Raw genomic sequence first — 22,167 nt, 5'->3', positions numbered from 1 at the left:
TCCCGCGCCGGACGTTTTGATGGGGAAATCAGGCAGCCTGCCAAGGTGGCAGCTTTGCCGTGGAATCAGTGGCAGCTTTCGCGTGGAATGGGTGGCAGGCTTCGTCTGGAATCAGTGGCAACCTTGGTCTGGAATACGCACCCAGTGCACCTGTTCCAGGTTCTGGTCAAACCCTGACGGGTCGAACACCACCACATCGGCCCTGTCCCCTTCCCGGATTTTGCCTGCGTCGATACCAAACCAGTCGGCCTGGTCGCCGGTCAGGCGATGTACCGCCTGCTCCATGGTCATGATCGGGGAACCTTCCTCGATGGATTCCTGCACCAGCTTCAGCATGCGCAGAGGCAGGTTGTAGAACGCCATATTGCGGATGTGCGCACCGGCGTCGCTGAACTCTTCAAAGAACACCACATCAATACCGTCTGCATACACAGTGAATGGCGTAGGTACTGGGCAGGCTTTTCGACCATTCCCGGTCGCCGTCCACCTTGTCCCATTTCAGGCACATGGTCGAAAGCCCGAGAAAGCCTTCATCCAGCGCTTCTTTCAGCAACCGCTCCATGGTTTGCATTTCTTCCTCGCTGGGCTGAACCGCCAAGTCCGTCGCCCGGCTCAGCCCCATCACCCCCACCCGCAAATCACTATGGCCCAGAAAGCTGACCACATTCGTGCCCAGAGGCACCTGCTTGATGTGCTCCACCCATTGTTTAGGGGTAGACCAGGTTTTATGGGCCTTCAGAATGGGTAGTACCCGCTCCCGGGGAACGGTTTCTACGCGGGTGAAGATGTCCGATGCGTCCTCGTAATCACTGCAGATCATGCTCAATGAGCAGCTGCCCACCAGCACGGTGGTCACGCCATGGCGAACAGATTCCGACAGGCTCGGGCTGACCAGCAATTCGGCATCGTAATGGGTATGGGTGTCCAGAAAACCGGGGGTTACCCACTTGCCGGTGGCATCAATTACGCGCTCGGCTTCGGCATGAGGAATAGGGGCAGCAGTAACCTTGGCGATATGGCCCCCTTTGATTGCCAGGTTACGAATGGCAGAAGGCGCTCCAGTGCCGTCGAAATAGCGGCCGCCTTCAATAATGAAATCGTACCGGTCCATAGTCACTTTCCTATTTTTTATGTTGTTATTGTCAGGGCATCGGACTGATAGCAACAGACCCGATTTCTACCTTGCTCCTTAGCCTTGTAAAGTGCTTTATCTGCTCGATCTACGGCGCATTCGACCGATTCCACCAGCGCATTTACTTCCGCAATTCCCAAACTTACGGTGACCTGAATCACCTCACCACCTTCAACGACGACGGTCTCGCCCGCAACTGCTTCACGTATCCTCTCAGCGCAACGTCGAGCTTCCGCGAGGTCGGCATCAGGTAGAAGAAGCACAAATTCCTCACCACCAAAACGCGCCACCAGATCACGGGACCGACTGTGCTTCTTAAAAATAGCCGAAATCTTCGTCAGCACCTGATCCCCTATACTGTGACCATGAGTATCGTTAACGGCTTTGAAGAAGTCGACATCGACAGCAATCACCGACAACGGCTCCCCAGTCGACTTTGCTTTCTCTAGCAGATACCCCGCTTCGGCCATGAAGTAGCGGCGATTATAGAGTCGCGTCAACGGGTCAGTAGCTGCCTGCTTCTTCAGTTCATCTTGCCTGGATCGAACATCCTCCAAAATCTTTATCCGGTACGAAATAATAAACGCCAGCGTGAGCGCCTCCAGCACAATGCCTATACCAACGCCATGACTGCTGATATAACCCGGTTCAATCAACCCCTTGTAGTAAAGCACCGCAAAGCCGTTGAAAACCACGAAGAACGTGTGGCCAACGAGAAAGAATTTCACCAACGGATGGCCTTTGCGAAACAGTGAAATACTGACCGAGAAAGTTACCACCATCATCAATGCTGCCAGACTGCTGGCGGGCTTCAACGCTGCCGAAATATCAAAAATCCCATAGGCAAAGGTAACAGCCAGCAACGCCAACATAACCTGCAGGAAACGGTGCTCCGTAGGGTAGTGCTGCCGGGTCTCGAATATGGCCATCATAAATAGCAGCAGAAAAACCGGCATGGTGATCAGCGACAGATTCAATATGAAGACTGAATCGCCGTATGCGGAGAAGGATTTGGCAATCAAGCCGTACGATAAGGCGATCCACACCAACCCCGAGATAAGGTACAGCGAATAGAGAATGTTCTCTTTCTTGCTGGTAGCGAAGTACAAAAGGCCGTTATAAAACACCAGAGCAATCATCATTCCGACCAACAGGGCAATATCCAGATGACCGCCTACCAGAGCCCGACGGGAATGCTCGTCATCGAATATCTCCAGAGAAAACCACTGGTGTGAATAGACATGACTACGAACATAGAGCACCGTGGTTTCTCCTGACGGCACTCGAAAAGGGTAAACAACGGTACCCTGATACATCAGGGGAGCATCGGAGGCATTGTTGAGGTCTATCGAGGCGCGGTCAATCAGTGTATGCGAGCGCTCTTCATAGATATCAATAGCACGCACATGATACGCCTTGGGGAGGTGCAGGAAGAGCTCACGCTCCTGCTCTGCGGCGTTGAATACCGCAACCCGGTACCAGGTTACCGTCGCCTTTGTTCCTAATGTGGTTGTACTGGTTGTTGGCTGGAAGGGTTGTTGGCGCACCGACGAAAAGTCCAGCGACCGGGAGTCATCCGTAAAGTACTCTACGGTGAAATCCGTCAAACGTACCTCGGCCTGGGCAATGTCCAACGTTGGCATTGCATGCACGACAATGCTCACCATCCATAGAACCAGGAAATACAAAGCAGCACGGAACGATACCATCGGTGGAGTCCTTATGCCCACGGAAAGCCGGAAGTGTAGCCGCCATACTCACAAAATGGAAAGTCGCTACCCATAATGCTGCTATCCATAAAGCGGCTGAATGTCTCGAGCCGCTTTAGCGTTGCCCTTTGCCGGGCTTGGGTGGGTAGTTTTGCCACGCCACCTCCAGAGACTACTTTCCGAATGATTGCCGGCTACTTGGTCATATGCCCGACATAGGCGGCGACAAAGGCGGTTTCCTGAAAGGCCTTCAAGCCGGTTTCAGCAAACGGAACGGGTAACGGGGTCGATGCCAGTGTGGATTTAATCAGGGAAGACGGCAGCAACCGGACTTCCGGCTCGTTTCCGGCCATCAGTTGAATCGTCGCCTCCAGCTTGAAGCTGATGGCCCCGCCGGCGAACTTGCCCTTGGGCATCCGCTCCTTGATCGCCACACACCCAACCTCGTGTTCAGCCATCAGGGCCGCGAATTCAGCCTGAAACTGTTTCAGGTCTTCGCGGGTATGGTTTTTGCGCAGCGACAGCTTGCGAACCTTACACTCCGGCAGGCTGAATTGCCCGCGGTCGAGATTCAGCAAACACACCACCGCATCGCTGCCGGTCAGTTCAACGCCACATACAATCATTTTAGTTTCCTTAACCTGTCGCTGTTAAACCAGCCGGGCATTCATGCTGTTGAGGGCGAGCCGCCGGGCCTGGTCTTCTGTCATACCGAGGCTGTCCCGCAGCGCGGTGAAGTTCTCCAGCACATAGCCACCGAAATACGCCGGGTCATCCGAGTTCACGGTCACATTCAAACCGCGTTCCAGCAGTTCAAGAATATTGTGCTGCGCCATATCCGGAAACACGCACAACTTGATATTAGACAGCGGGCAAACCGTTAACGGAACCTGCTCGTCCGCCAGCCTGTCGAGCAAGGCGGGATCTTCGGCCGCACGAACACCGTGGTCAATCCGGTTGACCTTGAGCAGGTCCAGAGCCTGCCAGATATACTCCGGCGGCCCTTCCTCGCCGGCATGGGCAACCGCCAGAAAGCCCTCGGCCCGGGCCTTGGCAAACACCCGCTCGAACTTGATGGGCGGATGACCCTTCTCGGAGCTGTCCAGCCCTACGGCAAAGAACTGATCCCGAAACGGCATGGCCTGCTGCAAGGTCTGAAAGGCTTCCTCTTCCGACAGATGGCGAAGAAAGCTCAGAATCAGCCCGCCGGTTATTCCCAGCTGTGCACGGCCGTCACGCAGTGCGGTGCTGATGCCTGTGATGGCGGCTTCGAATGGAATACCACGTTCGGTATGGGTTTGGGGATCAAAGAAAGGCTCAACGTGCACCACGCCCTGGGCATGGCATTTCTGCAGATAGGCCCAGGTAAGGTCATAGAAATCCTGCTCCGTGCGCAGAACGTTCGCACCCTGATAATACAGGTCCAGGAATTCCTGAAGGTTGTTGAAAGAATAAGCCTGCCGCAGTGCCTCTACATCGGCCCACGGCAGTTCAATATTGTTGCGCCGGGCAAGTGCAAACATCAGTTCCGGTTCAAGGGCACCCTCAAGGTGCAGGTGTAGCTCTGCTTTCGGCAAGGCTGTGAGCCAGGCATCATCCATAGTGATCTCCGGAGATTCAGGGAGGTAATCAGAACGCCATGAGTTCTTGCAGGTCCCGCTTGAGCTCATCCGGGGAGGTAATCCACAGCTCGCCCTGCCCACCGGGGAAGACGCCCACGTCCAGGCCATCGCGACTCAGGCCGGTTACCCACTTCCGGAAGAAATCCGGCAAAGAAACCGCTTTGGGAGAGAGATCGCCGGAGTCTTTGGCGTAGTCAGCAGCAAATTCTGCACCGGGCCAGACCGGCAGGTAAGCCACGCCCTCTTCGTCGGACACAATTTTCAGAAACTGACTATCAGCATTGACCAGAATCCAGATTTCCCGCTCTTCAACAACGGCATCCAGGAAGTAATCGTATCGCTCCTCGCCGTCCATCTCGAGAATCTGCGCCAGGGGGTTATCGCTCATGAAGGCTCCATAAAATAACGCCACCGCCTGAAACGGCGGTGCTAAAACCGAAGCCTATCATGAATTCTGCCGAGGCAGCCCTGCTTACCCGGGAGTTAACTCCCGATCACCACACTACCGCTGCCGATGGTTACACCACCGCAAGACACGGCGCTGCCGGTGACGGCCGCAGGGATGCCATTAATCAGCACAGTAGCAGAACCCGCCGCTACGGCGCGGGGATGAGGCGGATGCTTGGGTTTGGAGTGCGGTGTCAGGGGATCGCCCACACGGGCGACAGGCTTGCCATCAACCAGAACATCGGGGGAACCGGCAATCACCGGGGTGGGCGGGAACCCTTCATGGTCTGTGCCCAGATCGCCCAACAAAACCACATTCTTACTCATTCCTTTGCTCCTTCAATCCGTGACGGAGAGTGTCCATAATTTTCTGACCTCACGGGTACCGTTGCAGTACCCATGAAGCAGCAATGCTAAACACAAATGCGGCAATAACCAAGTCTTAACCGGCCAGCGCAGCCCGCACCATCTTGCTTAACTGTCCCATATCCACCCGACCGGTTACCTGGGGGCGCAACTCGTTCATTACATTGCCCATGTCCTGCATGCCTTTGGCACCGGTGGAGCCGATGGCTGCACGAATCAAACCTTCAAGCTCTTCTTCGCTGAGCGCGGCGGGCATGAACTCTTCAATAATGGCCATTTCTGCCCGTTCTTTGTCCGCCAGCTCACCACGACCCGCTTCCTCATACTGGCTGGCGGCATCACGGCGCTGCTTGAGCATTTTATCCAGCACTTTCAGAACGTCGTCGTCGCCAAGCTCACGGCGCTCATCAATCTCGATCTGCTTCACCGCCGCCTGGGCCATGCGCAGTGTAACAAGCCGGTCCTTCTCCTTGTTGCGCATGGCATCTTTTACGGCGTTGCCAAGCTGTTCTTTTAGAGACGATTCCGCCATGGTGAGCTCCTGTTCTGTCAGTTGTGGAAGGCGCACATAATATCAAAGAACCGGCGACATACCGCGTATCGAACACTTCCCGGCTGTTTTGATTGGTGGTATTGGTTTCAACCTTCATCCTGAGAAATGGAAGAGTGCCCGGTGCCCCCAGAAGTGCTGGCGACGGCTGGCCGACGACGTTTTAGCATGCTTGCTGCATTCGTGATATAGGCAGAAGCAGAAATCAGGATGCGGACAAAAACGGGGCTGTCTCGGTTTCCCGAACTTTTATTAAGTTGTAATCGCCCCCATATTCGTTAGGATCATGCTATTTCCCACCCACCATCAGGACACCCTAATGAGCGCAATTCTCAAACAGTTTCTTCTTGTTTCAAGCATCTACCTGCTGGCCCCAGCCGCTAGCGCCTTCAGCCTGAACGATGCTCTCGCCACCGGCACACAAGCACTTTCGTCCACAACGGAAGTCACTGGCGAAGCCCAGCAGTTGGTGGGCCAGCTCCAGAATGACCTTGGTGTTACCAAGACCCAGGCCGTTGGCGGCACCGGAGCCCTGTTGCAGCTTGCACAGAATCAGCTGGGTACAGACGCCATGAGCAGTCTGACCAGCGAAGCTTCCGGCCTGTCCAGCCTGCTGGGCGGCGGTGGCGGGCTGGGTGAAAGCCTGCTGTCCAACGTGTCTTCTATGGACGGTGTTCAGACCGCATTCTCGGCCCTTGGCATGGACGCAGGCATGATCCAGCAGTTTGTGCCGATTGTGATGGGATTCCTGGGTAACCAGGGGGTGGGCTCGTCGTTGCTGGGACAGCTGCAAAGCTTATGGGCACCAGCGCCGTAAGCTGAGTTCTGCCGGGGGTGCTCTGAACACCCCCGGATATAAGTATTTTCCCGTTTTCGAAAACTTTCCTATCTAATGCCCATTAATTAGCGTACCGTCTCCCTTGTTGGAAAGATTTAGCAAAGCATTTCACGAATCAGACCTTTTGTGTTGCAAAACCTCTTGTCCTGTTTTTGATCCTGCCAGTTTTTTATTTCCCGCATACCGCTGACCAAGGGTCACATCGATCTATCGGCAGCAACTTATTGATTAAAATCAGGATAATTATTATGTCTACTATTAAAGGCAACGTTAAGTTCTTCAACGAAGCAAAAGGTTTTGGCTTTATTACTCGTGAAGGCGGTGCAGACGTATTCGTTCACTACAGCTCTATTCAGGGTGACGGATTCAAGACTCTGGCCGAAGGCCAGGAAGTTGAATTCAAAGTGACCGACGGCCAGAAAGGCCCGCAGGCAGAGAACGTTATTGGTCTGTAATTAACAGATAATATACGTAATGAAAAAAGGCAGCCTCGGCTGCCTTTTTTATTGATCCTACCCGGAAAACAGTAACATTACGGCTTGCTCGGGTTATTGCCGGATCATCAATTGCTCTTCAGGTTAATCTGCTTCGGGCCAGCAGTGGTCAGCTGCCCACTCTTACCTTTTCCCACATGTTCAACACGCCCACCAGACTTCAAAAAGGCCGCTGTCTGCGCCTCAATCTCGGCGGAAGTCAAAGTCGATTTTACGGCTTTCTTGCTCATTATATTATCCATGTTAAGTCTTGGCATATTCGCCGGGTTCACTAACGCAGTGTAACTGAAACAGGAAATAATTGCTGAGATAGTGACTTATACACCAACGTGTTATAAAGTTTTCCGACCCCCTGCGCAGAAAAACTGGATTCGATGGCCACTAACCTGCCCTACTCCCAGGCTTGTGAGAACAACAAAACACCCATCCTCGAGAAGCTCCGCAAGATCTTTAATGCGCCGGGGAAAGTACTGGAGGTTGGCACAGGCACCGGACAGCACGCGGTGCATTTCGCGACGACGATGCCTCACCTGCAGTGGCAACCGACCGATCATCCGGACGCTGTGGACAGTTGTCGCGCCCGCCTTGAGCAAGCCGCGCTGCCCAACATCCTGCCGGTGATTGAACTGGACGTAGGTGCGGCTCCCTGGCCCGTCGCAACCTTCACCTGGGCGTTTTCCGCAAACACCGCCCACATCATGGCGTGGACTGAAGTCGAACAGATGTTTCGCGGTATTGGCGAGCGGCTTCCCAAGGGCGGCGCCTTTTGCCTGTATGGGCCTTTCAACAATCAGGGCCGGTATACCAGTGAAAGCAACCGTCAGTTTGATCAATACCTGAAAGCCCGTTCGCCCCACATGGGCATCCGGGACCTGGAAGATCTGAGGGCCCTTGCGGAATCGGTGGGTCTCACTCTGGCGGAGAACCATGCCATGCCTGCAAACAACCAATTGCTGGTGTTCAGGCGACTATCTTGAGTGTCAGTTGCGTTCCTTCAAGACCCCGTAAATGCTGCGCACAGCGGGGTCCTCTGGCGCGCCAGATTCAATTACATCTTCCAGAAGTTCCAGAACCCGCTTTTCATCATTACTTCGGAAACTCGGCCAGAACACATAGGGAACAACATCCGGATTCCGGATATAGAAAAGTGCGGCTTCTTCCGGCTTGGCAGTATCGCCCCGAAGGCCTACGGTGAACCGCTGCCCCTCGCTGTCCACAAGAATAACGACCAGCGACTTTTCGGACTCCACTTCCCTAACTTCACCAACGGTGACCGGAGCCTCAAGGCCAGGTACGGAAGTGATGTAATACTGAACACCGACAAACCCCAGAAGGACAACTAACAGCACCGCCAGGGCGATTGATTTCATCATGGGCACAGCCTGAAAAGGTCGACTTGGATCTCATTGGATCTCTGAGAGATTTAAACGCAGGCCAGTATAACCGCCTCACGCCGCATTCGCTTTCCGATACTGCCCCTGATAATCAAACACCCGCTCCTGTACCTGCCAGTAGTGCTTGTGCTTGCGGGCAATCACGAAATCAGGCGATGGTATCAAGGCCTGACTCTCAAGCACTTCATCCATACTGCCGAACGTTTTCGGAGCCTGGCCATTGGCAACCCTTCTGCCAAAAAGTTTGTTGAACACGGTACGCTGGGCCGGCTTTGTGAAGTCGAACGACTCCTTCAACTCTTCCCCATCTTCGCCATGGTAAGTCAGCCGCAGCCTGGAACCTTCAGCACTTAATGAAATCCCGGCGCAACGAATCACCATGGCATCCTTGAGTTTCAGGGCATCCCGTAGCTGATCATCCGGGTCGATAATGGCCTGCTGGCAGTGCCCACAGTTACGGGCGGCAATATCATTCTCACCGCCGCAATGGGGGCACTCCTTGAAGCGGAAACGGTAATCGCACTGCTGGGCGCGCGCTCCATCCCCCTCCGCAGGCTCCAGCAGCCCCTGACAACGGCGGCCGTAATGCTCGATCACACTGCCCTCGCTGTCGGTTTTGCCCCAGAAGATGTTGGCAAAGCCACAGCCGGGGCAGAACACCTGCACTGGCTCACTGTCGGGATTGGGTTTTGGCTCCCCCACTTCCGGATGATGCAGGTTTACATGATTACCGGCGTAATCAATTACCAGGCAATCCTGCTTGCCTTCGTCCAGGCGAAGACCGCGACCCACCATCTGCTGGTACAGGCTGACCGACTGGGTTGGCCGAAGAATGGCGATCAAATCCACATGGGGCGCATCAAAGCCAGTGGTGAGCACAGACACGTTCACCAGGTACTTCAACTGCCGCTGCTTGAAGCGCTGGATCAGAAAATCACGATCTTTCAGGTCGGTGCCACCGGTCACCAGGGCGGTTTCATGCTCCGGCAGATAGCCGGTAATCTCCCTCGCATGCTCCACCGTCGCCGCAAAGATCATCACGCCCTTGCGCTCAGCGGCCATTTCCACCACCTGCTCAATGATGGCGCGGGTCACCCGCTTGTGCTTGCTCAGCAGCTGGTTGACGTCCTTCTCGGCGTACTCACCAAAACGGTCCTGCGTGAGCGCGGAGAAATCGTATTGCGCCACCGCCGCGTTAACCAGCTCGGGCTTTGTCAGATAGCCCCGATTAATCATGTAGTTTAACGGCAGCTCGTAAATGCAATGCTGGAAGGGCTTGGCCTGATCTTCACCGGAGCCGCGCACAAAGCCCCGGTAGTGATAGCGATAAATCCAGCCCATGGCCAGGCGATAGGGCGTGGCGGTAAGCCCGAGGACTTTCAGCGAATCGTTTTGCTGCCGCAGCAGCTCGATGATGCGTTGATACTGGCTGGTTTCCTCACCGCTGACCCGATGGCATTCATCGATAATGACCAGCGAATATTCATCCCGGAACTGCTCCAGGTTCGCCGCGACCGACTGCACACTGGCAAAAGTCACCTGATGCCGGTTTTCCTTGCGCTTCAGCCCGGTCGAGAAAATGCCGCCCGTTAAGCCATAACTCTCATACTTGGCATGGTTCTGCTCCACCAGCTCCTTTACGTGGGTCAGAACCAGAATCTTGCGTCGGGCAAGGCGCGCCAGTTCGGCGATAACCAGGCTTTTACCGGCACCGGTGGGCAGCACGATGACCGCAGACTCATCCGATCTGCGGAAGTGGTCAAGCGTGGCGTCGACGGCTTCCTGTTGGTAGGGGCGGAGTTTGAAAGGCAAGGTCATGGTCGAGCATCAGATCGTTTGGAGATGGGCAAGGCAAACATAGTAACAAAACCGCTGGCTGTTACCCGCGCACGGGCATCGATGCAGAATACTGTATAAATATACAGAACTTATGTTAAGCTGGCCACTTATCAACGGTCTTACCAACCATCATTACCCCGGAGGCGATGGCATACCATGGGCGTAAAAGCACTTTATTATTCCGAGAGGGACGGACTGGACATGGCACTGAAAAACCCGGACAAAATGCTGTTTTCGTCCAAAGCTGAAGCCGATGCCCGGGACAAAATTCTCGAACTTTCCGAAGAGGTCGCCGCCTTCCTGCAACGCAAGGTCAGCGGGCTGTCAGAGGAACTGGCCGAACAATGCGCACTGGCCATTGCGGAAGAAAAAGAACTGTTCAGCCGGGCACTGAAAAAGCCGGAACTATTGAACGAAGCCGCCGCAGCCGAGTAAAACCCGACCCGGCGTTTCCATGGCCAACGGCCTTAGTTAATGATGATGACCGCCCGGGCCATGAACATGGCCGTGGGCGATTTCTTCGGCCTCGGCCGCTCGCACCTCGATAATCTCGATATCAAAGGTCAGCGTCTTACCAGCCATCGGATGATTGGTGTCGACATCGGCGAACTTGAGCCCGACCTTGGCAACCACCACATGGCGACGGCCATGCTCTGTTTGCACCTGGGCAACCATGCCCGGTTTCCAGCGCTTTGCACCTATCAGATGCTTGACCGGTACGCGCTGAATGGCGTCTGGCCTGCGAGCGCCATAGGCCTTGTCCGGTGACACCGTTACACTGAAGGTATCGCCTGCCTCGCGGCCTTCCAGAGCCTCTTCCAGCCCCCGGATAATACCGCCGTGGCCATGCAGGTAGGCGTTCGGCTCTCCGCCACGGGAATTTTCAACTTCATTGCCCTGCTCATCTCTCACGATGTAGTGAAACAGGACCACTTGATTCTTTTCGATTGGCATAGCGTTCTCTGCAATGATTAAAGGCACTCATTAAATGACCTGAACTCAGGCCCGGCTTTCAACACCCGGCTCGAATCGCTCCTGCAGCCAGGCCTTGATGTCATCGGATTCGTAAAGCCACTGCTCACTGCCATCCTCCTGACGAATCTTCAGGCAAGGCACTTTGACCTGACCACCGCCAGCCTCCAGCGCGGCACGATGCTGCGGGTCGTGCTGGGCATCGCGGGTTTCAATGTTCAGCCCCAGCCGGGCGATTTCCTTACGCACCTTGATGCAGAATGGGCAAGCTTTGAACTGGTACAGGGCAAGGTCTTTGCTGGCCTCGTCAACGCTGGCTTGCTGTTCAGCACTGCGAGTTACACCCTTGGGTGTGCTGAGCTTTTCGCTGAGCAGCATGAACGGCGTCAGGACAAGACGCAGGGCGCGGAAAAAATAACGAATAATGATTCTCATGGGTAACACTCAGATTCCGGATTAAAGGTAACCTACCGGGTGCCGGCACTTTGGCTTGATTTGCGAACTATAAATTCGGGGAAGAGGATACCATTTCCCCGGTTGACCCGGTAATGCCCACTAAAAGGAGTTCCCGATGAAGCTGATGATCCTTGGCGCCGTCGGCAGCCAGCATGTTTGTTCTGAATTCGTCGCTCGGAGCAAACGAGAAAAGCCGGAGTTTTTATCTACAAACCAAGGGCGAGGTGGAATCAGCCGTGGCCCGGATGGGCTTTGAGCGCGTGGTACTGGCAAGGCCGTCGCTGATCGACGCTGAACGAGAAGAAAGCCGGCCCGCCGAAAAACTGGGGTTGATGGCCAGCCGCCTGCTGGCACCCGTTATCCCGAAGCGCTATCGCCCGGTCAGAGCCGACACCATCGCTGCCGCGCTTTTGCGCGAAGTCACGGGGGAGCCTGGCGTGAGTTACCTGGATAACTCTGCCATGACTTTGATGTCAAAAGATCATCCATGATCACTGGCCCGCACATCACAAAAGCCCATTTGAGCAAAACGAAAGTTTCCTAGGACGACTGTCGCTCTGGCGCTATCGGGGTTTGTGGCGCCAACTCGTATTTTTCCTCGGAACGGGAGATTACAGAGGTGCAGACCAGATCCCCGGTAACATTCATGGCAGTTGCGCCCATCCCCACCAGAGCATCGATGGACACCAGCAGCGCCACGGTTTCAATGGGCAGCCCCACCTGGGCAAACACCGTGGCAATCATCACAATCCCCGCACCCGGCACGCCTGCTGTGCCGATGGACGCCAAGGTGCCGATCAGAACAATCTCCAGCATAGTGATGACATCCAGGGGCACCCCGATGACATTGGCGGCGAACGCCGCCGAAATCGCAATCCGAATACCGGCGCCATCCATGTTGATGGTGGCGCCCAGCGGCAAGCTGACCCCGTAGATACTCTGGGGCACACCCAAACGCCGCGCTGCGTTAAGGGTCAGAGGCAGTGTGCCGGCGCTGCTCTGAGTGGCAAAGGCCGTTGCAACCGCCGCCCGGGCCTCCCGAACAAAGTCCCTCAGATTCACCCCATTCAGGCGCATAAGCAATGCATACACCACCAGCATCACCGCCAGGGCGATGTACAGCACCATCACCATGTCCCCAAGCGCCAAAATGGTGGCCATGCCCTGGGCACCGGCGGTACTGGCAACAATCGCAAACACACCAATCGGCACATACTGGAGCACCCCGGCCATTACCTTCATAGTGACTTCATTCAGGCCGGACACCACACCGTAAACGCGCTCTGCCACTTCACTATGGGCCTCTGATTCCCGCAGCTTCAGCAGGGCAACACCAAACACCACCGCAGTGAAAATAATCCCCAGCAGATTCGGCTCGGCAAAGGCCCCCACAATGTTGGTGGGAACAATATTCAGCAATACCTGAACAAACCCCGGGTTCTCCGGCACATCGACACTGGCCGAGGATGAGAGCTCCAGCCCGCTACCCGGAGCAAAGACCGAAGCCACCACCAACCCCACGGTAATGGCCAGCGCCGACGTCAGCACATAGAAGCCAAGCAGCTTTCGACCCACACGCCCCATACTGCCAAGGTTGGCCTGATTGATCCCCACCATGAGCGTGAATAAAACAATCGGCACAATCAGGAACTTCAGCAACCGCAGAAGAAGATCCCCCAACGGATTCAACCATTCAGCCACCCCGGGACCGCCCACCAGCCCGACAACCAGGCCCAGAACAAGCGCAACACCAATGCGCAGCACCAGCGAAGTATTCAGATAAGCATTAAGTACAGCTTTCATAGCGGCTTCCTTACAACCTTGCCGGATCGTGGGCAGGCAATCTATCACGTTAAGGACCGGGATTCTGGTCAGTACCGGCTTATGCGTAAACCGGCATTGCCACTTACTTTACACACAAAAGCTGTGGATAACTTTGTTGGAAACCTAGGGTTAACCACCCCTAAGCCTTATGCAGCAGGCGTTCGCGGAAATTGGTTCAAAAATGGGCTATGCGGGGATGCTATATGGATATGAAGGATTTGTCTCAGCAGCGACTTGCTCACAAACTTAAACGGAGAAATCAGTGCCAACTGTCTTGAAAAACACCGCACCCGCGATAACCGCACATGCCACGCCACCTACTCCAGCGGTCGTAACTCCGAACGCTACGCACGTGTAGTTGCCCCCGCTAAACCGGACACCACTCATCGTTGAGGAAGTCAACAATGCCGACAGATGCTCCTCACAAGAGCAAGCCGACAATTAACAACACTGCAACGCAACCATACAAAAGCAACGGAGGCACTACCGCCCACAGGGTCATTCGCAAAGGCAATTGTGTGGATACATCACCAATTTTCGCCGCTGAGCGATTAAGCCGGCTTGAGGGTACTGATCGAAGAACAAGAAACGTAAATACATAGCCGCTTCTCATTAATCGGCCTAGAGGGTCATTACCCCAGATTTTCCGGTGTTCCAGTGCAGACGTTCCGGGGCGCGAAATTCTTTCTTCGATTTTCGACACTCGAGAGAAGGCCAAGGTGAGCATGATGCATAGTGAAACCAATCCCAAACCGAGCGCTCCAACCCCGATGAATGCAGCTGTTATCTGGAGGGTGTCATTCATCTATCGTTACCTCGTAAATTACTTCACCAACATCTTCACCGATGCCTCCAACTACTGCCCCGCCGGCGAAACCACCAACACCCGCCATTATGATTCCGCATGCGATACCACCTGGGCCTGCTGTCGCAAGCCCTATGGCCCCACAAACTAATGGTCCAGCAAATGCACCCGCGCTGCCACCAATGGCAGAACCAGATAGTCGACCACCTTCGACGTACTTAACGCGCCTGCATTCAGACGCTTGCCCTGCTGTGCACGCCGCATGAATTTTCATTCCCGAAGCAGCAACATCGAGCCCAATCGAGAGATAGCCAACACCCTTTGCATACTTGGCGCCCGCCGCAACCCGCTCAAAATTGGTGGCGTACCCGGGTATGTCACCCACCCCAGCCTTATTCCAGTGATTAACAATACTTTTCGACGACAACCCCAGCGCTCGTTTCAGCCTGGCATCGTCGTCCAGCGACATTCCCCGGCGGGCTATGCTTCCCAACGCAAAATCCAGTTCCTTTAAAAGCGCCCGCCGTTTCTCGATCCAGCTCGACCCTGAAATAAAACGCGAATGTATCTGGGTGGGTGATGTCTGCCGCCCAAGCAGTTGTCTGATTGATCGCATCGGGCCGGTTGTCAAAGCACGTTCAGGGCGGAAATGGGAGGTCTACGACACCCGGCTAAACACCTATGAGAGCATTCTGAGCGAGATCAGTGATCCTGTGGCTGTGCCTGAAGTCCATGCCGTCCGGCAGGCCATCAGGCAGTGGCGCTTTTACGATCAGTTCCGCACCGATCAACACTCCAGCATCCGGACCCCGCAAATCGGGACCCGTACCCCGGTGCTGGACCACAATGGCCATAACCTGGTTGCAGCCCTGCGTACCATTCACGAAATCGGCGACCGGGAGGGCCTGCACAGTGCTATTGAAGATGCCTTTTCCGGAGCGAGGCTCGGGTTCAGCACAGACGCAGGCAACCGTTTCGTCCTGGAATTTGAGCAGGCCGGCCTGCTCCGCCCCCTGAATCAGGCCGAGCTTTCTGATGGCACCCTTCGCTACCTGCTGTTGGTTGCCGCGCTGCTCACACCCCGCCCACCATCACTACTGGTGCTGAACGAACCCGAAACAAGCCTGCATCCCGACTTGCTTCCGGCCCTCGGCCGACTGATCATTCGCGCCTCGCGGGAAACCCAGGTGTGGGTTGTTTCCCATGCCCCTCGACTGGTAGCCGCTCTGGAAGCAGACGACGATTGCCATTCCATCGCACTGAACAAAGAGCTGGGTGAAACCCGCATTCTTGGCCAGGGGCTTCTGGACGCGCCCCCCTGGAACTGGATGGATTGACTATTCAGCAGTCACCAGGCTCCGGACATCACGTCCTGCAGGTTACACATCAATTCCTCCAGCGGTGATATCCACAACGCGCCCTCTACGCCCGGAAACACACAAGCGTCTCAGCAGTTACCCTTTTTCGCCTGGCCTGGTGGGCAGAAATGGCCGCGAGACTTCCGGTAATACCCGCGATCATCGTCATACCGGCGGCGATCATAATCATAATCGCGATCGTGGTCCCGTTGGTCCCGGGTGGTCACGGCCGTTCCCGCTGCCGCACCGACAGCCCCGCCAAGAATCGCTCCGTCTCTGCCACCCACCTCGTTGCCGATGGCGGCCCCCAGTGCGCCGCCAATACCTCCACCCAGCGCGGCGTCGGCGGTATCACCCGCAACGGCACCCAACGAGGTGGCACTCAGAGACAGAAAAACGAGCAGTGACTTCATATTCATGATGTAAATCCCATGGTTCAGGTGGTCTGACTTGTCCTGTATCGCCGGTGGGAGAGCCTGTTCTCAGCGCCCCACCAGGCACCTGTCAGTTTTGAACCATTCGAGAATAACAGAATCACACGAGACACCACCTCTTACATTTTATTTATACTTCAACAGGTTACGAAGCCTTAACAACTGGCTTCCGGGTTCGGATGTAGGGTCAACCGCTAGACTGGGCAGACCGGAGGCGGCATTCTATTGTGCTCCGGCACCCAAAGACGCCCGGACCAACCACAACAGAGTGAAGAACTCACTCAACCCTCTGAACCGAATCAATGGAGCCTCGTAAGACCCATGAAAATTGCCGTATTTTGTGGTTCAAGCATCGGTGAAAACCCGGAATTCGCCCAGGCAACCCGTGCTCTGGGGCACTACCTGGCAACGAACGGAGTGGATCTGGTGTACGGCGGTGGCAACGTCGGCCTGATGGGCGTGGTCGCAGACGCCTTTCTGGAAAAGGGCGCTCAAGTGTACGGCGTGATTCCCGAGTACCTGAAAGATCGGGAGCTGGCCCATCAGGGCCTCACCGAGCTGAAAATTGTTGCTGATATGCACGAACGAAAAGCCGCCATGGCCCGAATGACCGATGCCTTTGTGGCCCTGCCCGGCGGCGTCGGCACCCTGGAAGAAATCTTCGAAGCCTGGACCTGGGCTCAACTCGGCTATCACGCAAAACCCTGCGCCTTTTACAACGTCAATGGTTTCTACGATAAATTGTTCGAGATGATCTCGAACATGACCGATTCCGGCTTCCTGAAACCGCACCATGCCGAGATGATTATCCACACGGATAACGAAGCGCAACTGCTCTCGGCCATCCAGTCCTACCAAGCGCCCAAACTGAAGTGGAGCTGAACCGGCGGGCCGAACCAAACCCCGGAAGACCGGTACGACCGTCGGCCTGATTCCTGACCCGCTTTATCACGAACTTTACTCACAAAACCTGTGGATAACTGTGTTGGAAACCTCGGATTAAGCGCCCGGAAGCCCCGCAGCAAAAGGGCTCGGGAAAATTGATGCTAAAACGGGCAATCTCGTTACCATCCACCTGCCATAGCGTTCTCCGATCATCAATTCAATTGATTCAGCCTAGGACACAAGAGGGTAAGCCGCCCTCACCTGCCCCATCGCAATCCTGGCATCTTCCGGTTTCAAACCCTGCTTTCGCAACTGCGGCATCACCATCGCGCCCACAGCCTTACACCGAGATTGATCAATGCCGTACTTTTGGAACACATCGGCAATGGCCTGCGGTTGGGCATCCGGATTGGTTTTCAGCAGCTTGCCAATGTCGATGGCACAGGCCTGCTCTTCAGGGGCGGTGTTCTGTTTACTACGCCAGATCAGGACAGCCACGATGGCAGCGAAAACACCGATGATCAGAAACTTCATACTACGACACCTTTGTCCCGGTTTTTCCTAGCGAATACCCTGCGATTGCAGCCACTGACTGATCTGGGCCTGATTCATGGCGCCACTCTGGCGCGCCACCTCCCCGCCGTTCTGGAACAGAATCAGGGTCGGTATGCTGCGAATCGCAAACTGACCGGCCGGCCCGGGGGCTTGTTCCGTATTCAGCTTGGCAAAGCGCACTTTCCCGCGCCAGGCCTTCGCGGCCTGCTCGAACTGGGGCGCCATCATTTTGCACGGGCCACACCAGCTGGCCCAGAAATCCACTAACACGGGCAGATCGCTACGCCCGGTATGGGTAGCAAAGGTCTGCTCCGTTAGCTCCAGAACCTGATCCGGCCAAAGCGGTTGTTTGCAGGCGCCACAATTGCCGCCGGAGGACAACTTGTCGGCCGGTACGCGATTCACTTTGTGGCAATGGGGACATACCAGGTGTCGAATGTCAGTCATGATGAACAGGCCTCTGATTGGCTGATGGTAGAAATAATCAGGGCAGGAGAAGAGAAATCAAGCGGCACGAAAAATCGCATCTCACGAACACGCATCAACCGCTTTCCGCTACTATCAAAGTAAGTCGGTGTCAGAGGCTCAACCGCCATGGGACTGTCGATAAAACAATCGGAATTTACAGCGGAAGAATTTGACCGTTTTTCGGGAGGGATGGTGATGCGCTGAACGGGGGCGTTCAGCGCATGCGGAGGAGAATCAGACTTCGACGGACTGCGCCGGCATATCCATCACATAACGGTGCGCAATCCTGTCTGATATTTGCCTGATTCTCTCCACCCCCGGCAAAAGGCAACCAACAGCCCCGGCGCCAGGCGGTCTCAATGCGTTTCGGTTTTCCGAAGTTTTTTTATGGGAATGCGCCCCAACCTATTAGGTTGCAATTCAAATAAACCATCAGAGGGAATCTTGATGACACAGATTATCGAACAGTTTCTCGAAGTTTCAAGCACTTACCTGCTATCACCCTGCGAAAGTGACTGCTGCCACAAATCCGCCGCCTGATCTGGTTGCCCCTGAAACCACAGGGTAATGCCAGGCAACGGCCAGAGTGCTGCCCCCTCGTTTAAAAAAGCTTACCCTCTTGTGTAACGAGTGGGTTCTCCGTAAAAAGGCATAGGAATCACAGCGGCCAACCCTCAGGCAAGGCCATCATCCATCCCAGGAGTGTTAACCGTGATTGTTCGCGAGCGCCCCGGCCCACTCCGGCTGTTGCTGGCCTGGAAAGGGTCTGTTGTCCCCCACATTCTGCCGCACATTCTGCTTACGGGAATGTTTGCAGCCGCCGTTACCTGGGTTTCGCGCCACCACTACCTCGACGGCATGGTCGACTACACACTTCTGCCGTTCACGATCATGGGCATCGCCCTGTCCATCTTTTTAAGCGTGCGCAACACCGCCACCTACGACCGCTGGTGGGAAGCCAGAAAACACTGGGGGCATATGGTGTACGAATTTCGCAGCCTGGCGCGGACTGGCACCATTTACCTGAGCCCGGAGCGACGCCGGGAACTTCTGACCCGATGCCTCGCTCACGCTCACCTGCTGCGCGGCCAGTTGCGGGGAGAGGATGTACGGTCTGATCTGCCCGGGTCACTGGCGCCCGAACTCATTGACCAGGCCCTGAGCACACGCAACCCCGCCGCCTTCATGCTGCACCGGGCCGGAGACGTACTCGCCGAAGCCCACAAGGCGGGCGATCTGGATTCTGTAGCAACCGCGGCCGTAGACCAGCACCTTCATGGCCTCGCGGGCATTCAGGCGGCCTCGGAACGCATTGCCCTCACCCCGTTGCCCTTTGCCTACACCCTGCTGGCTCACCGCACCGCGTATGTGTTCTGCTACCTGCTCCCGTTCGGGCTGGTAGGCGTCGCAGGCTGGTTTACGCCGGTGTTCACCGCCATCGTGGCCTACACGTTTTTCGGGCTGGATCGCCTGTCTGAACAGCTTGAGTTTCCCTTTGGCCGACACACCAACGACCTGCCGCTGGATGCCATCTGCCGCATTCATGAAATCAGTGTTGCCGAAGTCCTGGGCGACCCGGCACCCGAACCGCTGCAGCCGGTCAAATACCAGTTGCAGTAAGGGCCCGGCGGTTACAACGGCATGCGCCCGGTTCTCTCCAGCCGTTCGCTCACCCATTTGTGATACAGCTTTGCCAGCGCTGGCCGAATTACCGGCAAGCCAATCAGCCAGGCAAGCGGTTTCAGCAGCCAGACCCGCGACATCAACAGAATATAGGCATCCAGTTCCCGGTGGATGTGGCCCTGGCCATCTTCCACATGGAGCTCCTGAAGCGCGGCTTTCGGGTCTATACCACGTTCCTCCAACTCCTCATCACGGCCGGTGATATCCACCCACTCCACCGATTCGCCGGTCCTGCCCGCGAGTCGTTCATAGAACCTGCGATCCTTGACACAGCTCGGGCAGGCGCCATCGTAGAACACGCGAAGCTGATCGCCTGGTGCCGTCATCGCTATCTCCCCTGTTTGCATCGCATTCCTCTGACTACACGATAAAGCACTGCGAGGCTCCCGTTAACCCTTCGGGTCTCAGGCATAACCGCGAGAGGCTATACCATCGCCCTGAAATTCCAGGCGCGTATCGATCTTTGTCTGGCTCGCATGCTTTTCGTTCGTGAGTCTCAGATAGCTTATTGCTTACGGATGACGCCGCTATTCAGCCAGCAAACATCAGCACCACACCAAGCCCTTAGAGCACCAGAAATTCGGTCCAAAGACGGCTCAATGATGGCAAGTTGCTCTCGCTCTCCGGCTCGTCCTGCCGGGTATCGCTGGTAACGGAGGGGTACCACATGGGGTTGTCGCCGGCACTCTGTATGAGCCGGGTGCCATAGAAGTAGAAGCCCAGCAATATCGGGGTAATCGGATGGATGTTCCAGACGGTCACATCCGGCAAGGTCGGTGCCAGAAGGAGCAATGCCAGGAGCCCGATCAGCAGCCCGTTCTGCATCATGTTCGGCGCCGAGGCCGCCGCGTGTTCCAGGTTTGCACGACGGTAAACCATATCGGCAATGTCATCCTCCTGTTGCCTCTGAAGCCTACCCCGCAGCCAACGCGAAAAGCGCGCCAGCTTAGCGAAATAACCGCATTAATAGATCTGTCCCGGCTTTCCCATAGGTATCACAGTTATCCCACCCCTAGACAGCAAACCCATGCATTGGCATATTATGCCAATGCAACGCTGACAGGATGACTCTCATGGCGACGAGAAACATAGTGCTCACGGACCATCAATCCCAGGTAGTCGATCACCTGGTTGCCTCGGGCCGTTATCAAAATGCGAGTGAGGTACTTCGAGCCGGCCTGAGAATGGTCGAAGAAGCCGAGTCCCGATACGTCACGAAGATGAATGACCTCAGAGCCGCCATAAATACGGGCCAGGAAGACCTAGAGGCAGGCAAAACCAGGACATTCACGGGTGACGATTTCGCTACGTACCTTTCTGAACGTGCAGAGCAAGCCATCAGGAAAAAACGGGATACCTGATTACGATGAAACCATGGAAGGTTACGCTCACAGACACTGCTCTAGCCGATCTCGACGATATTCTTGAGACCACCCTTGAAGAATTCGGGACACTGCAGCTGAAACGATACACCGAGCAAATCGAGAGGGCGATCAGGGAGCTTGAAGAAGCCGGAAACCTCGCGCCACTCCTGAAACACAGGTCCGAAATTCGGGCCGGGATCGCTACCTATCCGCTCGCAAGGAAAGGCAAACCCTCGCCCCATCACTTTTATCTTAGGATGAAAAAGGATAGCCACAATCGGTCCGTTATCATTCTTCGGATTTTGCATCAAAGGATGGATCCTGAGGCGCACCTCTAACCACCAAACTATCTGATTTTTGGTTCTCTAAGGGTTAACGTAATTCAGTCCCGGTTTTCCTAACCGTGTATCCGTCAAACCGCCGCTAGTTCAAACCGTTCCAGACTTTACTCACAAAAGCTGTGGATAACTATGTTGGAAACCTAGGGTTAACCAGGCGACACCCTTGCGCCACGGGGGCTCAGGAAAGTTGATGCAAAAACGGACGATAGTAATGAATCTGCCATAAACAGGGCGCCGAAACTCAATGGGAAACCATAGAGACCGTCATTGTGCTCACCTTAGCTGACTATCCTTGCTGCCCCGCCGATTAAAGCCGCGTGATGTAGATTGTTGCTTCTCAAGCGCGGACTGGCAGGCAATACAAAGCCGTACACCCGGAATAGCCTTGCGGCGAGCTTCAGGAATCGCCCGGTCACACTCATCACAATAGCGCGCACTCTCACCACCACCAAGCTGGCTCCGTGCCCGCTGCACTTCGTCGTCAACACTCGCGTCTATCTGATCCTGAACTGCGCCATCCCGTGACCAACCACCAGCCATAGCGTTCTCCGATCAACAAATGAACAAATTCAGCCTAGGGAACAAAAGGATAAGGTGCCCTCACCTGCCCCATCACAATCCGGGCATCTTC

Annotated in this window: 31 protein-coding genes and 1 pseudogene; 10 read left to right on the top strand and 22 right to left on the bottom strand. The window is 55.4% G+C overall.

Annotated elements, in window-relative coordinates:
* Positions 1-111: 111 nt before the first annotated feature.
* From H3Z84_RS17035 to H3Z84_RS05085, 8 genes are all read right to left on the bottom strand, one after another.
* Positions 112-432 carry a hypothetical protein gene (locus H3Z84_RS17035; protein ID WP_228285712.1) on the bottom strand — a complete coding sequence of 107 codons (321 nt, stop codon included), beginning with the start codon at positions 430-432 and terminating at the stop codon, positions 112-114.
* Complete coding sequence (locus H3Z84_RS05115; protein ID WP_228285711.1) at positions 413-1,111, bottom strand: amidohydrolase family protein; 699 nt, start codon at positions 1,109-1,111, stop codon at positions 413-415. Before H3Z84_RS05115 ends, H3Z84_RS17035 begins: the two co-directional genes overlap by 20 nt.
* A gap of 17 nt (positions 1,112-1,128) precedes the next feature.
* Positions 1,129-2,841 (bottom strand): diguanylate cyclase, encoded by a 1,713-nt coding sequence (locus H3Z84_RS05110; RefSeq protein ID WP_094623800.1) that lies wholly within the window; start codon positions 2,839-2,841, stop codon positions 1,129-1,131.
* A 194-nt stretch (positions 2,842-3,035) separates the two neighbouring features.
* Positions 3,036-3,467, bottom strand: coding sequence for a DUF3010 family protein (locus H3Z84_RS05105; RefSeq protein WP_199456715.1), 432 nt, complete (start codon positions 3,465-3,467; stop codon positions 3,036-3,038).
* A 24-nt stretch (positions 3,468-3,491) separates the two neighbouring features.
* Entirely contained in the window at positions 3,492-4,442 is a 951-nt protein-coding gene (locus H3Z84_RS05100) for an adenosine deaminase (protein ID WP_199456714.1), read from the bottom strand.
* A 28-nt stretch (positions 4,443-4,470) separates the two neighbouring features.
* Positions 4,471-4,851: a DUF2750 domain-containing protein gene (locus H3Z84_RS05095; protein WP_199456713.1), complete on the bottom strand. Its 381-nt coding sequence runs from the start codon at positions 4,849-4,851 to the stop codon at positions 4,471-4,473.
* 95 nt (positions 4,852-4,946) lie between these two features.
* Positions 4,947-5,237, bottom strand: a complete 291-nt coding sequence (locus tag H3Z84_RS05090) for a type VI secretion system PAAR protein (protein ID WP_199456712.1) — start codon at positions 5,235-5,237, stop codon at positions 4,947-4,949.
* A 115-nt stretch (positions 5,238-5,352) separates the two neighbouring features.
* Positions 5,353-5,808, bottom strand: coding sequence for a GatB/YqeY domain-containing protein (locus tag H3Z84_RS05085; RefSeq protein WP_094623796.1), 456 nt, complete (start codon positions 5,806-5,808; stop codon positions 5,353-5,355).
* 337 nt (positions 5,809-6,145) lie between these two features.
* Here H3Z84_RS05085 and H3Z84_RS05080 point away from each other — a divergent pair, with 337 nt between their 5' ends.
* Both H3Z84_RS05080 and H3Z84_RS05075 read left to right on the top strand, forming a co-directional pair.
* Positions 6,146-6,643, top strand: coding sequence for a DUF2780 domain-containing protein (locus H3Z84_RS05080; RefSeq protein ID WP_199456711.1), 498 nt, complete (start codon positions 6,146-6,148; stop codon positions 6,641-6,643).
* A gap of 269 nt (positions 6,644-6,912) precedes the next feature.
* Positions 6,913-7,119, top strand: a complete 207-nt coding sequence (locus tag H3Z84_RS05075) for a cold shock domain-containing protein (protein WP_199456710.1) — start codon at positions 6,913-6,915, stop codon at positions 7,117-7,119.
* Between the two features lie 107 nt (positions 7,120-7,226).
* On the opposite strand, the gene H3Z84_RS05070 is transcribed toward H3Z84_RS05075, so the two are convergent.
* Positions 7,227-7,388, bottom strand: a complete 162-nt coding sequence (locus H3Z84_RS05070) for a hypothetical protein (protein WP_022987912.1) — start codon at positions 7,386-7,388, stop codon at positions 7,227-7,229.
* Between the two features lie 144 nt (positions 7,389-7,532).
* On the opposite strand from H3Z84_RS05070, the gene H3Z84_RS05065 reads away from it, so the two are divergent.
* Positions 7,533-8,135: a DUF938 domain-containing protein gene (locus H3Z84_RS05065; protein WP_199456709.1), complete on the top strand. Its 603-nt coding sequence runs from the start codon at positions 7,533-7,535 to the stop codon at positions 8,133-8,135.
* 3 nt (positions 8,136-8,138) lie between these two features.
* Here the strand turns inward: H3Z84_RS05065 and H3Z84_RS05060 are convergent, their stop codons facing one another.
* Both H3Z84_RS05060 and H3Z84_RS05055 read right to left on the bottom strand, forming a co-directional pair.
* Positions 8,139-8,531: a hypothetical protein gene (locus H3Z84_RS05060; RefSeq protein ID WP_094623792.1), complete on the bottom strand. Its 393-nt coding sequence runs from the start codon at positions 8,529-8,531 to the stop codon at positions 8,139-8,141.
* 75 nt (positions 8,532-8,606) lie between these two features.
* A complete protein-coding gene (locus H3Z84_RS05055) occupies positions 8,607-10,370 on the bottom strand; it encodes a DEAD/DEAH box helicase (protein ID WP_199456708.1) in 1,764 nt (587 codons plus the stop codon).
* Between the two features lie 177 nt (positions 10,371-10,547).
* Between H3Z84_RS05055 and H3Z84_RS05050 the strand changes: the two genes are divergently transcribed.
* Positions 10,548-10,826 carry a YebG family protein gene (locus tag H3Z84_RS05050; RefSeq protein ID WP_094623790.1) on the top strand — a complete coding sequence of 93 codons (279 nt, stop codon included), beginning with the start codon at positions 10,548-10,550 and terminating at the stop codon, positions 10,824-10,826.
* 36 nt (positions 10,827-10,862) lie between these two features.
* Here the strand turns inward: H3Z84_RS05050 and H3Z84_RS05045 are convergent, their stop codons facing one another.
* Both H3Z84_RS05045 and H3Z84_RS05040 read right to left on the bottom strand, forming a co-directional pair.
* A complete protein-coding gene (locus tag H3Z84_RS05045; RefSeq protein WP_058341600.1) occupies positions 10,863-11,345 on the bottom strand; it encodes an FKBP-type peptidyl-prolyl cis-trans isomerase in 483 nt (160 codons plus the stop codon).
* 45 nt (positions 11,346-11,390) lie between these two features.
* A complete protein-coding gene (locus H3Z84_RS05040) occupies positions 11,391-11,798 on the bottom strand; it encodes a glutaredoxin family protein (RefSeq protein ID WP_199456707.1) in 408 nt (135 codons plus the stop codon).
* A 173-nt stretch (positions 11,799-11,971) separates the two neighbouring features.
* Here H3Z84_RS05040 and H3Z84_RS05035 point away from each other — a divergent pair, with 173 nt between their 5' ends.
* Positions 11,972-12,310: a hypothetical protein gene (locus tag H3Z84_RS05035; RefSeq protein ID WP_199456706.1), complete on the top strand. Its 339-nt coding sequence runs from the start codon at positions 11,972-11,974 to the stop codon at positions 12,308-12,310.
* Positions 12,311-12,359: 49 nt separating this feature from the next.
* On the opposite strand, the gene H3Z84_RS05030 is transcribed toward H3Z84_RS05035, so the two are convergent.
* The 3 genes from H3Z84_RS05030 to H3Z84_RS05020 form a co-directional block, all read right to left on the bottom strand.
* A complete protein-coding gene (locus H3Z84_RS05030) occupies positions 12,360-13,622 on the bottom strand; it encodes a dicarboxylate/amino acid:cation symporter (RefSeq protein WP_199456705.1) in 1,263 nt (420 codons plus the stop codon).
* A gap of 442 nt (positions 13,623-14,064) precedes the next feature.
* Positions 14,065-14,448, bottom strand: coding sequence for a hypothetical protein (locus H3Z84_RS05025; protein ID WP_199456704.1), 384 nt, complete (start codon positions 14,446-14,448; stop codon positions 14,065-14,067).
* Entirely contained in the window at positions 14,441-14,917 is a 477-nt protein-coding gene (locus H3Z84_RS05020) for a hypothetical protein (protein ID WP_228285710.1), read from the bottom strand. Before H3Z84_RS05020 ends, H3Z84_RS05025 begins: the two co-directional genes overlap by 8 nt.
* Positions 14,918-14,978: 61 nt before the next feature.
* Here H3Z84_RS05020 and H3Z84_RS05015 point away from each other — a divergent pair.
* Positions 14,979-15,785 (top strand): annotated as a pseudogene (locus H3Z84_RS05015) (AAA family ATPase); the annotation flags it as partial.
* 110 nt (positions 15,786-15,895) lie between these two features.
* Here H3Z84_RS05015 and H3Z84_RS05010 read toward each other — a convergent pair.
* Positions 15,896-16,225 carry a hypothetical protein gene (locus H3Z84_RS05010; protein WP_199456703.1) on the bottom strand — a complete coding sequence of 110 codons (330 nt, stop codon included), beginning with the start codon at positions 16,223-16,225 and terminating at the stop codon, positions 15,896-15,898.
* A gap of 336 nt (positions 16,226-16,561) precedes the next feature.
* On the opposite strand from H3Z84_RS05010, the gene H3Z84_RS05005 reads away from it, so the two are divergent.
* Positions 16,562-17,122 (top strand): TIGR00730 family Rossman fold protein, encoded by a 561-nt coding sequence (locus H3Z84_RS05005; RefSeq protein WP_199456702.1) that lies wholly within the window; start codon positions 16,562-16,564, stop codon positions 17,120-17,122.
* Positions 17,123-17,356: 234 nt separating this feature from the next.
* On the opposite strand, the gene H3Z84_RS05000 is transcribed toward H3Z84_RS05005, so the two are convergent.
* Together H3Z84_RS05000 and trxC are read right to left on the bottom strand one after the other, a co-directional pair.
* Positions 17,357-17,659 (bottom strand): hypothetical protein, encoded by a 303-nt coding sequence (locus tag H3Z84_RS05000; protein ID WP_023011220.1) that lies wholly within the window; start codon positions 17,657-17,659, stop codon positions 17,357-17,359.
* Positions 17,660-17,686: 27 nt separating this feature from the next.
* On the bottom strand, positions 17,687-18,127 hold the full coding sequence (trxC, locus tag H3Z84_RS04995) for a thioredoxin TrxC (RefSeq protein ID WP_199456701.1): 441 nt from the start codon (positions 18,125-18,127) through the stop codon (positions 17,687-17,689).
* 732 nt (positions 18,128-18,859) lie between these two features.
* Between trxC and H3Z84_RS04990 the strand changes: the two genes are divergently transcribed.
* Positions 18,860-19,768, top strand: coding sequence for a bestrophin family protein (locus H3Z84_RS04990; RefSeq protein WP_323126951.1), 909 nt, complete (start codon positions 18,860-18,862; stop codon positions 19,766-19,768).
* 11 nt (positions 19,769-19,779) lie between these two features.
* Here H3Z84_RS04990 and H3Z84_RS04985 read toward each other — a convergent pair whose 3' ends face one another.
* Both H3Z84_RS04985 and H3Z84_RS04980 read right to left on the bottom strand, forming a co-directional pair.
* Positions 19,780-20,157: a thiol-disulfide oxidoreductase DCC family protein gene (locus tag H3Z84_RS04985; RefSeq protein WP_199456699.1), complete on the bottom strand. Its 378-nt coding sequence runs from the start codon at positions 20,155-20,157 to the stop codon at positions 19,780-19,782.
* 238 nt (positions 20,158-20,395) lie between these two features.
* Positions 20,396-20,710, bottom strand: a complete 315-nt coding sequence (locus tag H3Z84_RS04980) for a hypothetical protein (protein ID WP_199456698.1) — start codon at positions 20,708-20,710, stop codon at positions 20,396-20,398.
* Positions 20,711-20,895: 185 nt separating this feature from the next.
* Here H3Z84_RS04980 and H3Z84_RS04975 point away from each other — a divergent pair, with 185 nt between their 5' ends.
* On the top strand, positions 20,896-21,192 hold the full coding sequence (locus H3Z84_RS04975; protein ID WP_323126950.1) for a type II toxin-antitoxin system ParD family antitoxin: 297 nt from the start codon (positions 20,896-20,898) through the stop codon (positions 21,190-21,192).
* Between the two features lie 5 nt (positions 21,193-21,197).
* Positions 21,198-21,533, top strand: a complete 336-nt coding sequence (locus tag H3Z84_RS17330) for a type II toxin-antitoxin system RelE/ParE family toxin (RefSeq protein ID WP_199456696.1) — start codon at positions 21,198-21,200, stop codon at positions 21,531-21,533.
* A 276-nt stretch (positions 21,534-21,809) separates the two neighbouring features.
* Here H3Z84_RS17330 and H3Z84_RS04965 read toward each other — a convergent pair whose 3' ends face one another.
* Positions 21,810-22,076, bottom strand: a complete 267-nt coding sequence (locus H3Z84_RS04965; RefSeq protein WP_199456695.1) for a DksA/TraR family C4-type zinc finger protein — start codon at positions 22,074-22,076, stop codon at positions 21,810-21,812.
* Between the last annotated feature and the right edge of the window lie 91 nt (positions 22,077-22,167).

This window comes from Marinobacter sp. bablab_jr003 (assembly GCF_016464245.1).
GTDB lineage: Bacteria > Pseudomonadota > Gammaproteobacteria > Pseudomonadales > Oleiphilaceae > Marinobacter > Marinobacter vinifirmus.
This window is presented reverse-complemented; position numbering and strand designations above follow the sequence as displayed.

Bases quoted from the DNA above. Each gene is read 5' to 3' on its own strand.
- H3Z84_RS05115 (WP_228285711.1), bottom strand. From the start codon at position 1,111: ATGGACCGGTACGATTTCATTATTGAAGGCGGCCGCTATTTCGACGGC.
- H3Z84_RS05110 (WP_094623800.1), bottom strand. From the start codon at position 2,841: ATGGTATCGTTCCGTGCTGCTTTGTATTTCCTGGTTCTATGGATGGTG.
- H3Z84_RS05105 (WP_199456715.1), bottom strand. From the start codon at position 3,467: ATGATTGTATGTGGCGTTGAACTGACCGGCAGCGATGCGGTGGTGTGT.
- H3Z84_RS05100 (WP_199456714.1), bottom strand. From the start codon at position 4,442: ATGGATGATGCCTGGCTCACAGCCTTGCCGAAAGCAGAGCTACACCTG.
- H3Z84_RS05095 (WP_199456713.1), bottom strand. From the start codon at position 4,851: ATGAGCGATAACCCCCTGGCGCAGATTCTCGAGATGGACGGCGAGGAG.
- H3Z84_RS05090 (WP_199456712.1), bottom strand. From the start codon at position 5,237: ATGAGTAAGAATGTGGTTTTGTTGGGCGATCTGGGCACAGACCATGAA.
- H3Z84_RS05085 (WP_094623796.1), bottom strand. From the start codon at position 5,808: ATGGCGGAATCGTCTCTAAAAGAACAGCTTGGCAACGCCGTAAAAGAT.
- H3Z84_RS05080 (WP_199456711.1), top strand. From the start codon at position 6,146: ATGAGCGCAATTCTCAAACAGTTTCTTCTTGTTTCAAGCATCTACCTG.
- H3Z84_RS05075 (WP_199456710.1), top strand. From the start codon at position 6,913: ATGTCTACTATTAAAGGCAACGTTAAGTTCTTCAACGAAGCAAAAGGT.
- H3Z84_RS05070 (WP_022987912.1), bottom strand. From the start codon at position 7,388: ATGAGCAAGAAAGCCGTAAAATCGACTTTGACTTCCGCCGAGATTGAG.
- H3Z84_RS05065 (WP_199456709.1), top strand. From the start codon at position 7,533: ATGGCCACTAACCTGCCCTACTCCCAGGCTTGTGAGAACAACAAAACA.
- H3Z84_RS05060 (WP_094623792.1), bottom strand. From the start codon at position 8,531: ATGATGAAATCAATCGCCCTGGCGGTGCTGTTAGTTGTCCTTCTGGGG.
- H3Z84_RS05055 (WP_199456708.1), bottom strand. From the start codon at position 10,370: ATGACCTTGCCTTTCAAACTCCGCCCCTACCAACAGGAAGCCGTCGAC.
- H3Z84_RS05050 (WP_094623790.1), top strand. From the start codon at position 10,548: ATGGGCGTAAAAGCACTTTATTATTCCGAGAGGGACGGACTGGACATG.
- H3Z84_RS05045 (WP_058341600.1), bottom strand. From the start codon at position 11,345: ATGCCAATCGAAAAGAATCAAGTGGTCCTGTTTCACTACATCGTGAGA.
- H3Z84_RS05040 (WP_199456707.1), bottom strand. From the start codon at position 11,798: ATGAGAATCATTATTCGTTATTTTTTCCGCGCCCTGCGTCTTGTCCTG.
- H3Z84_RS05035 (WP_199456706.1), top strand. From the start codon at position 11,972: ATGTTTGTTCTGAATTCGTCGCTCGGAGCAAACGAGAAAAGCCGGAGT.
- H3Z84_RS05030 (WP_199456705.1), bottom strand. From the start codon at position 13,622: ATGAAAGCTGTACTTAATGCTTATCTGAATACTTCGCTGGTGCTGCGC.
- H3Z84_RS05025 (WP_199456704.1), bottom strand. From the start codon at position 14,448: ATGAATGACACCCTCCAGATAACAGCTGCATTCATCGGGGTTGGAGCG.
- H3Z84_RS05020 (WP_228285710.1), bottom strand. From the start codon at position 14,917: ATGTCGCTGGACGACGATGCCAGGCTGAAACGAGCGCTGGGGTTGTCG.
- H3Z84_RS05010 (WP_199456703.1), bottom strand. From the start codon at position 16,225: ATGAATATGAAGTCACTGCTCGTTTTTCTGTCTCTGAGTGCCACCTCG.
- H3Z84_RS05005 (WP_199456702.1), top strand. From the start codon at position 16,562: ATGAAAATTGCCGTATTTTGTGGTTCAAGCATCGGTGAAAACCCGGAA.
- H3Z84_RS05000 (WP_023011220.1), bottom strand. From the start codon at position 17,659: ATGAAGTTTCTGATCATCGGTGTTTTCGCTGCCATCGTGGCTGTCCTG.
- trxC (WP_199456701.1), bottom strand. From the start codon at position 18,127: ATGACTGACATTCGACACCTGGTATGTCCCCATTGCCACAAAGTGAAT.
- H3Z84_RS04985 (WP_199456699.1), bottom strand. From the start codon at position 20,157: ATGACGGCACCAGGCGATCAGCTTCGCGTGTTCTACGATGGCGCCTGC.
- H3Z84_RS04980 (WP_199456698.1), bottom strand. From the start codon at position 20,710: ATGGTTTACCGTCGTGCAAACCTGGAACACGCGGCGGCCTCGGCGCCG.
- H3Z84_RS04975 (WP_323126950.1), top strand. From the start codon at position 20,896: ATGACTCTCATGGCGACGAGAAACATAGTGCTCACGGACCATCAATCC.
- H3Z84_RS17330 (WP_199456696.1), top strand. From the start codon at position 21,198: ATGAAACCATGGAAGGTTACGCTCACAGACACTGCTCTAGCCGATCTC.
- H3Z84_RS04965 (WP_199456695.1), bottom strand. From the start codon at position 22,076: ATGGCTGGTGGTTGGTCACGGGATGGCGCAGTTCAGGATCAGATAGAC.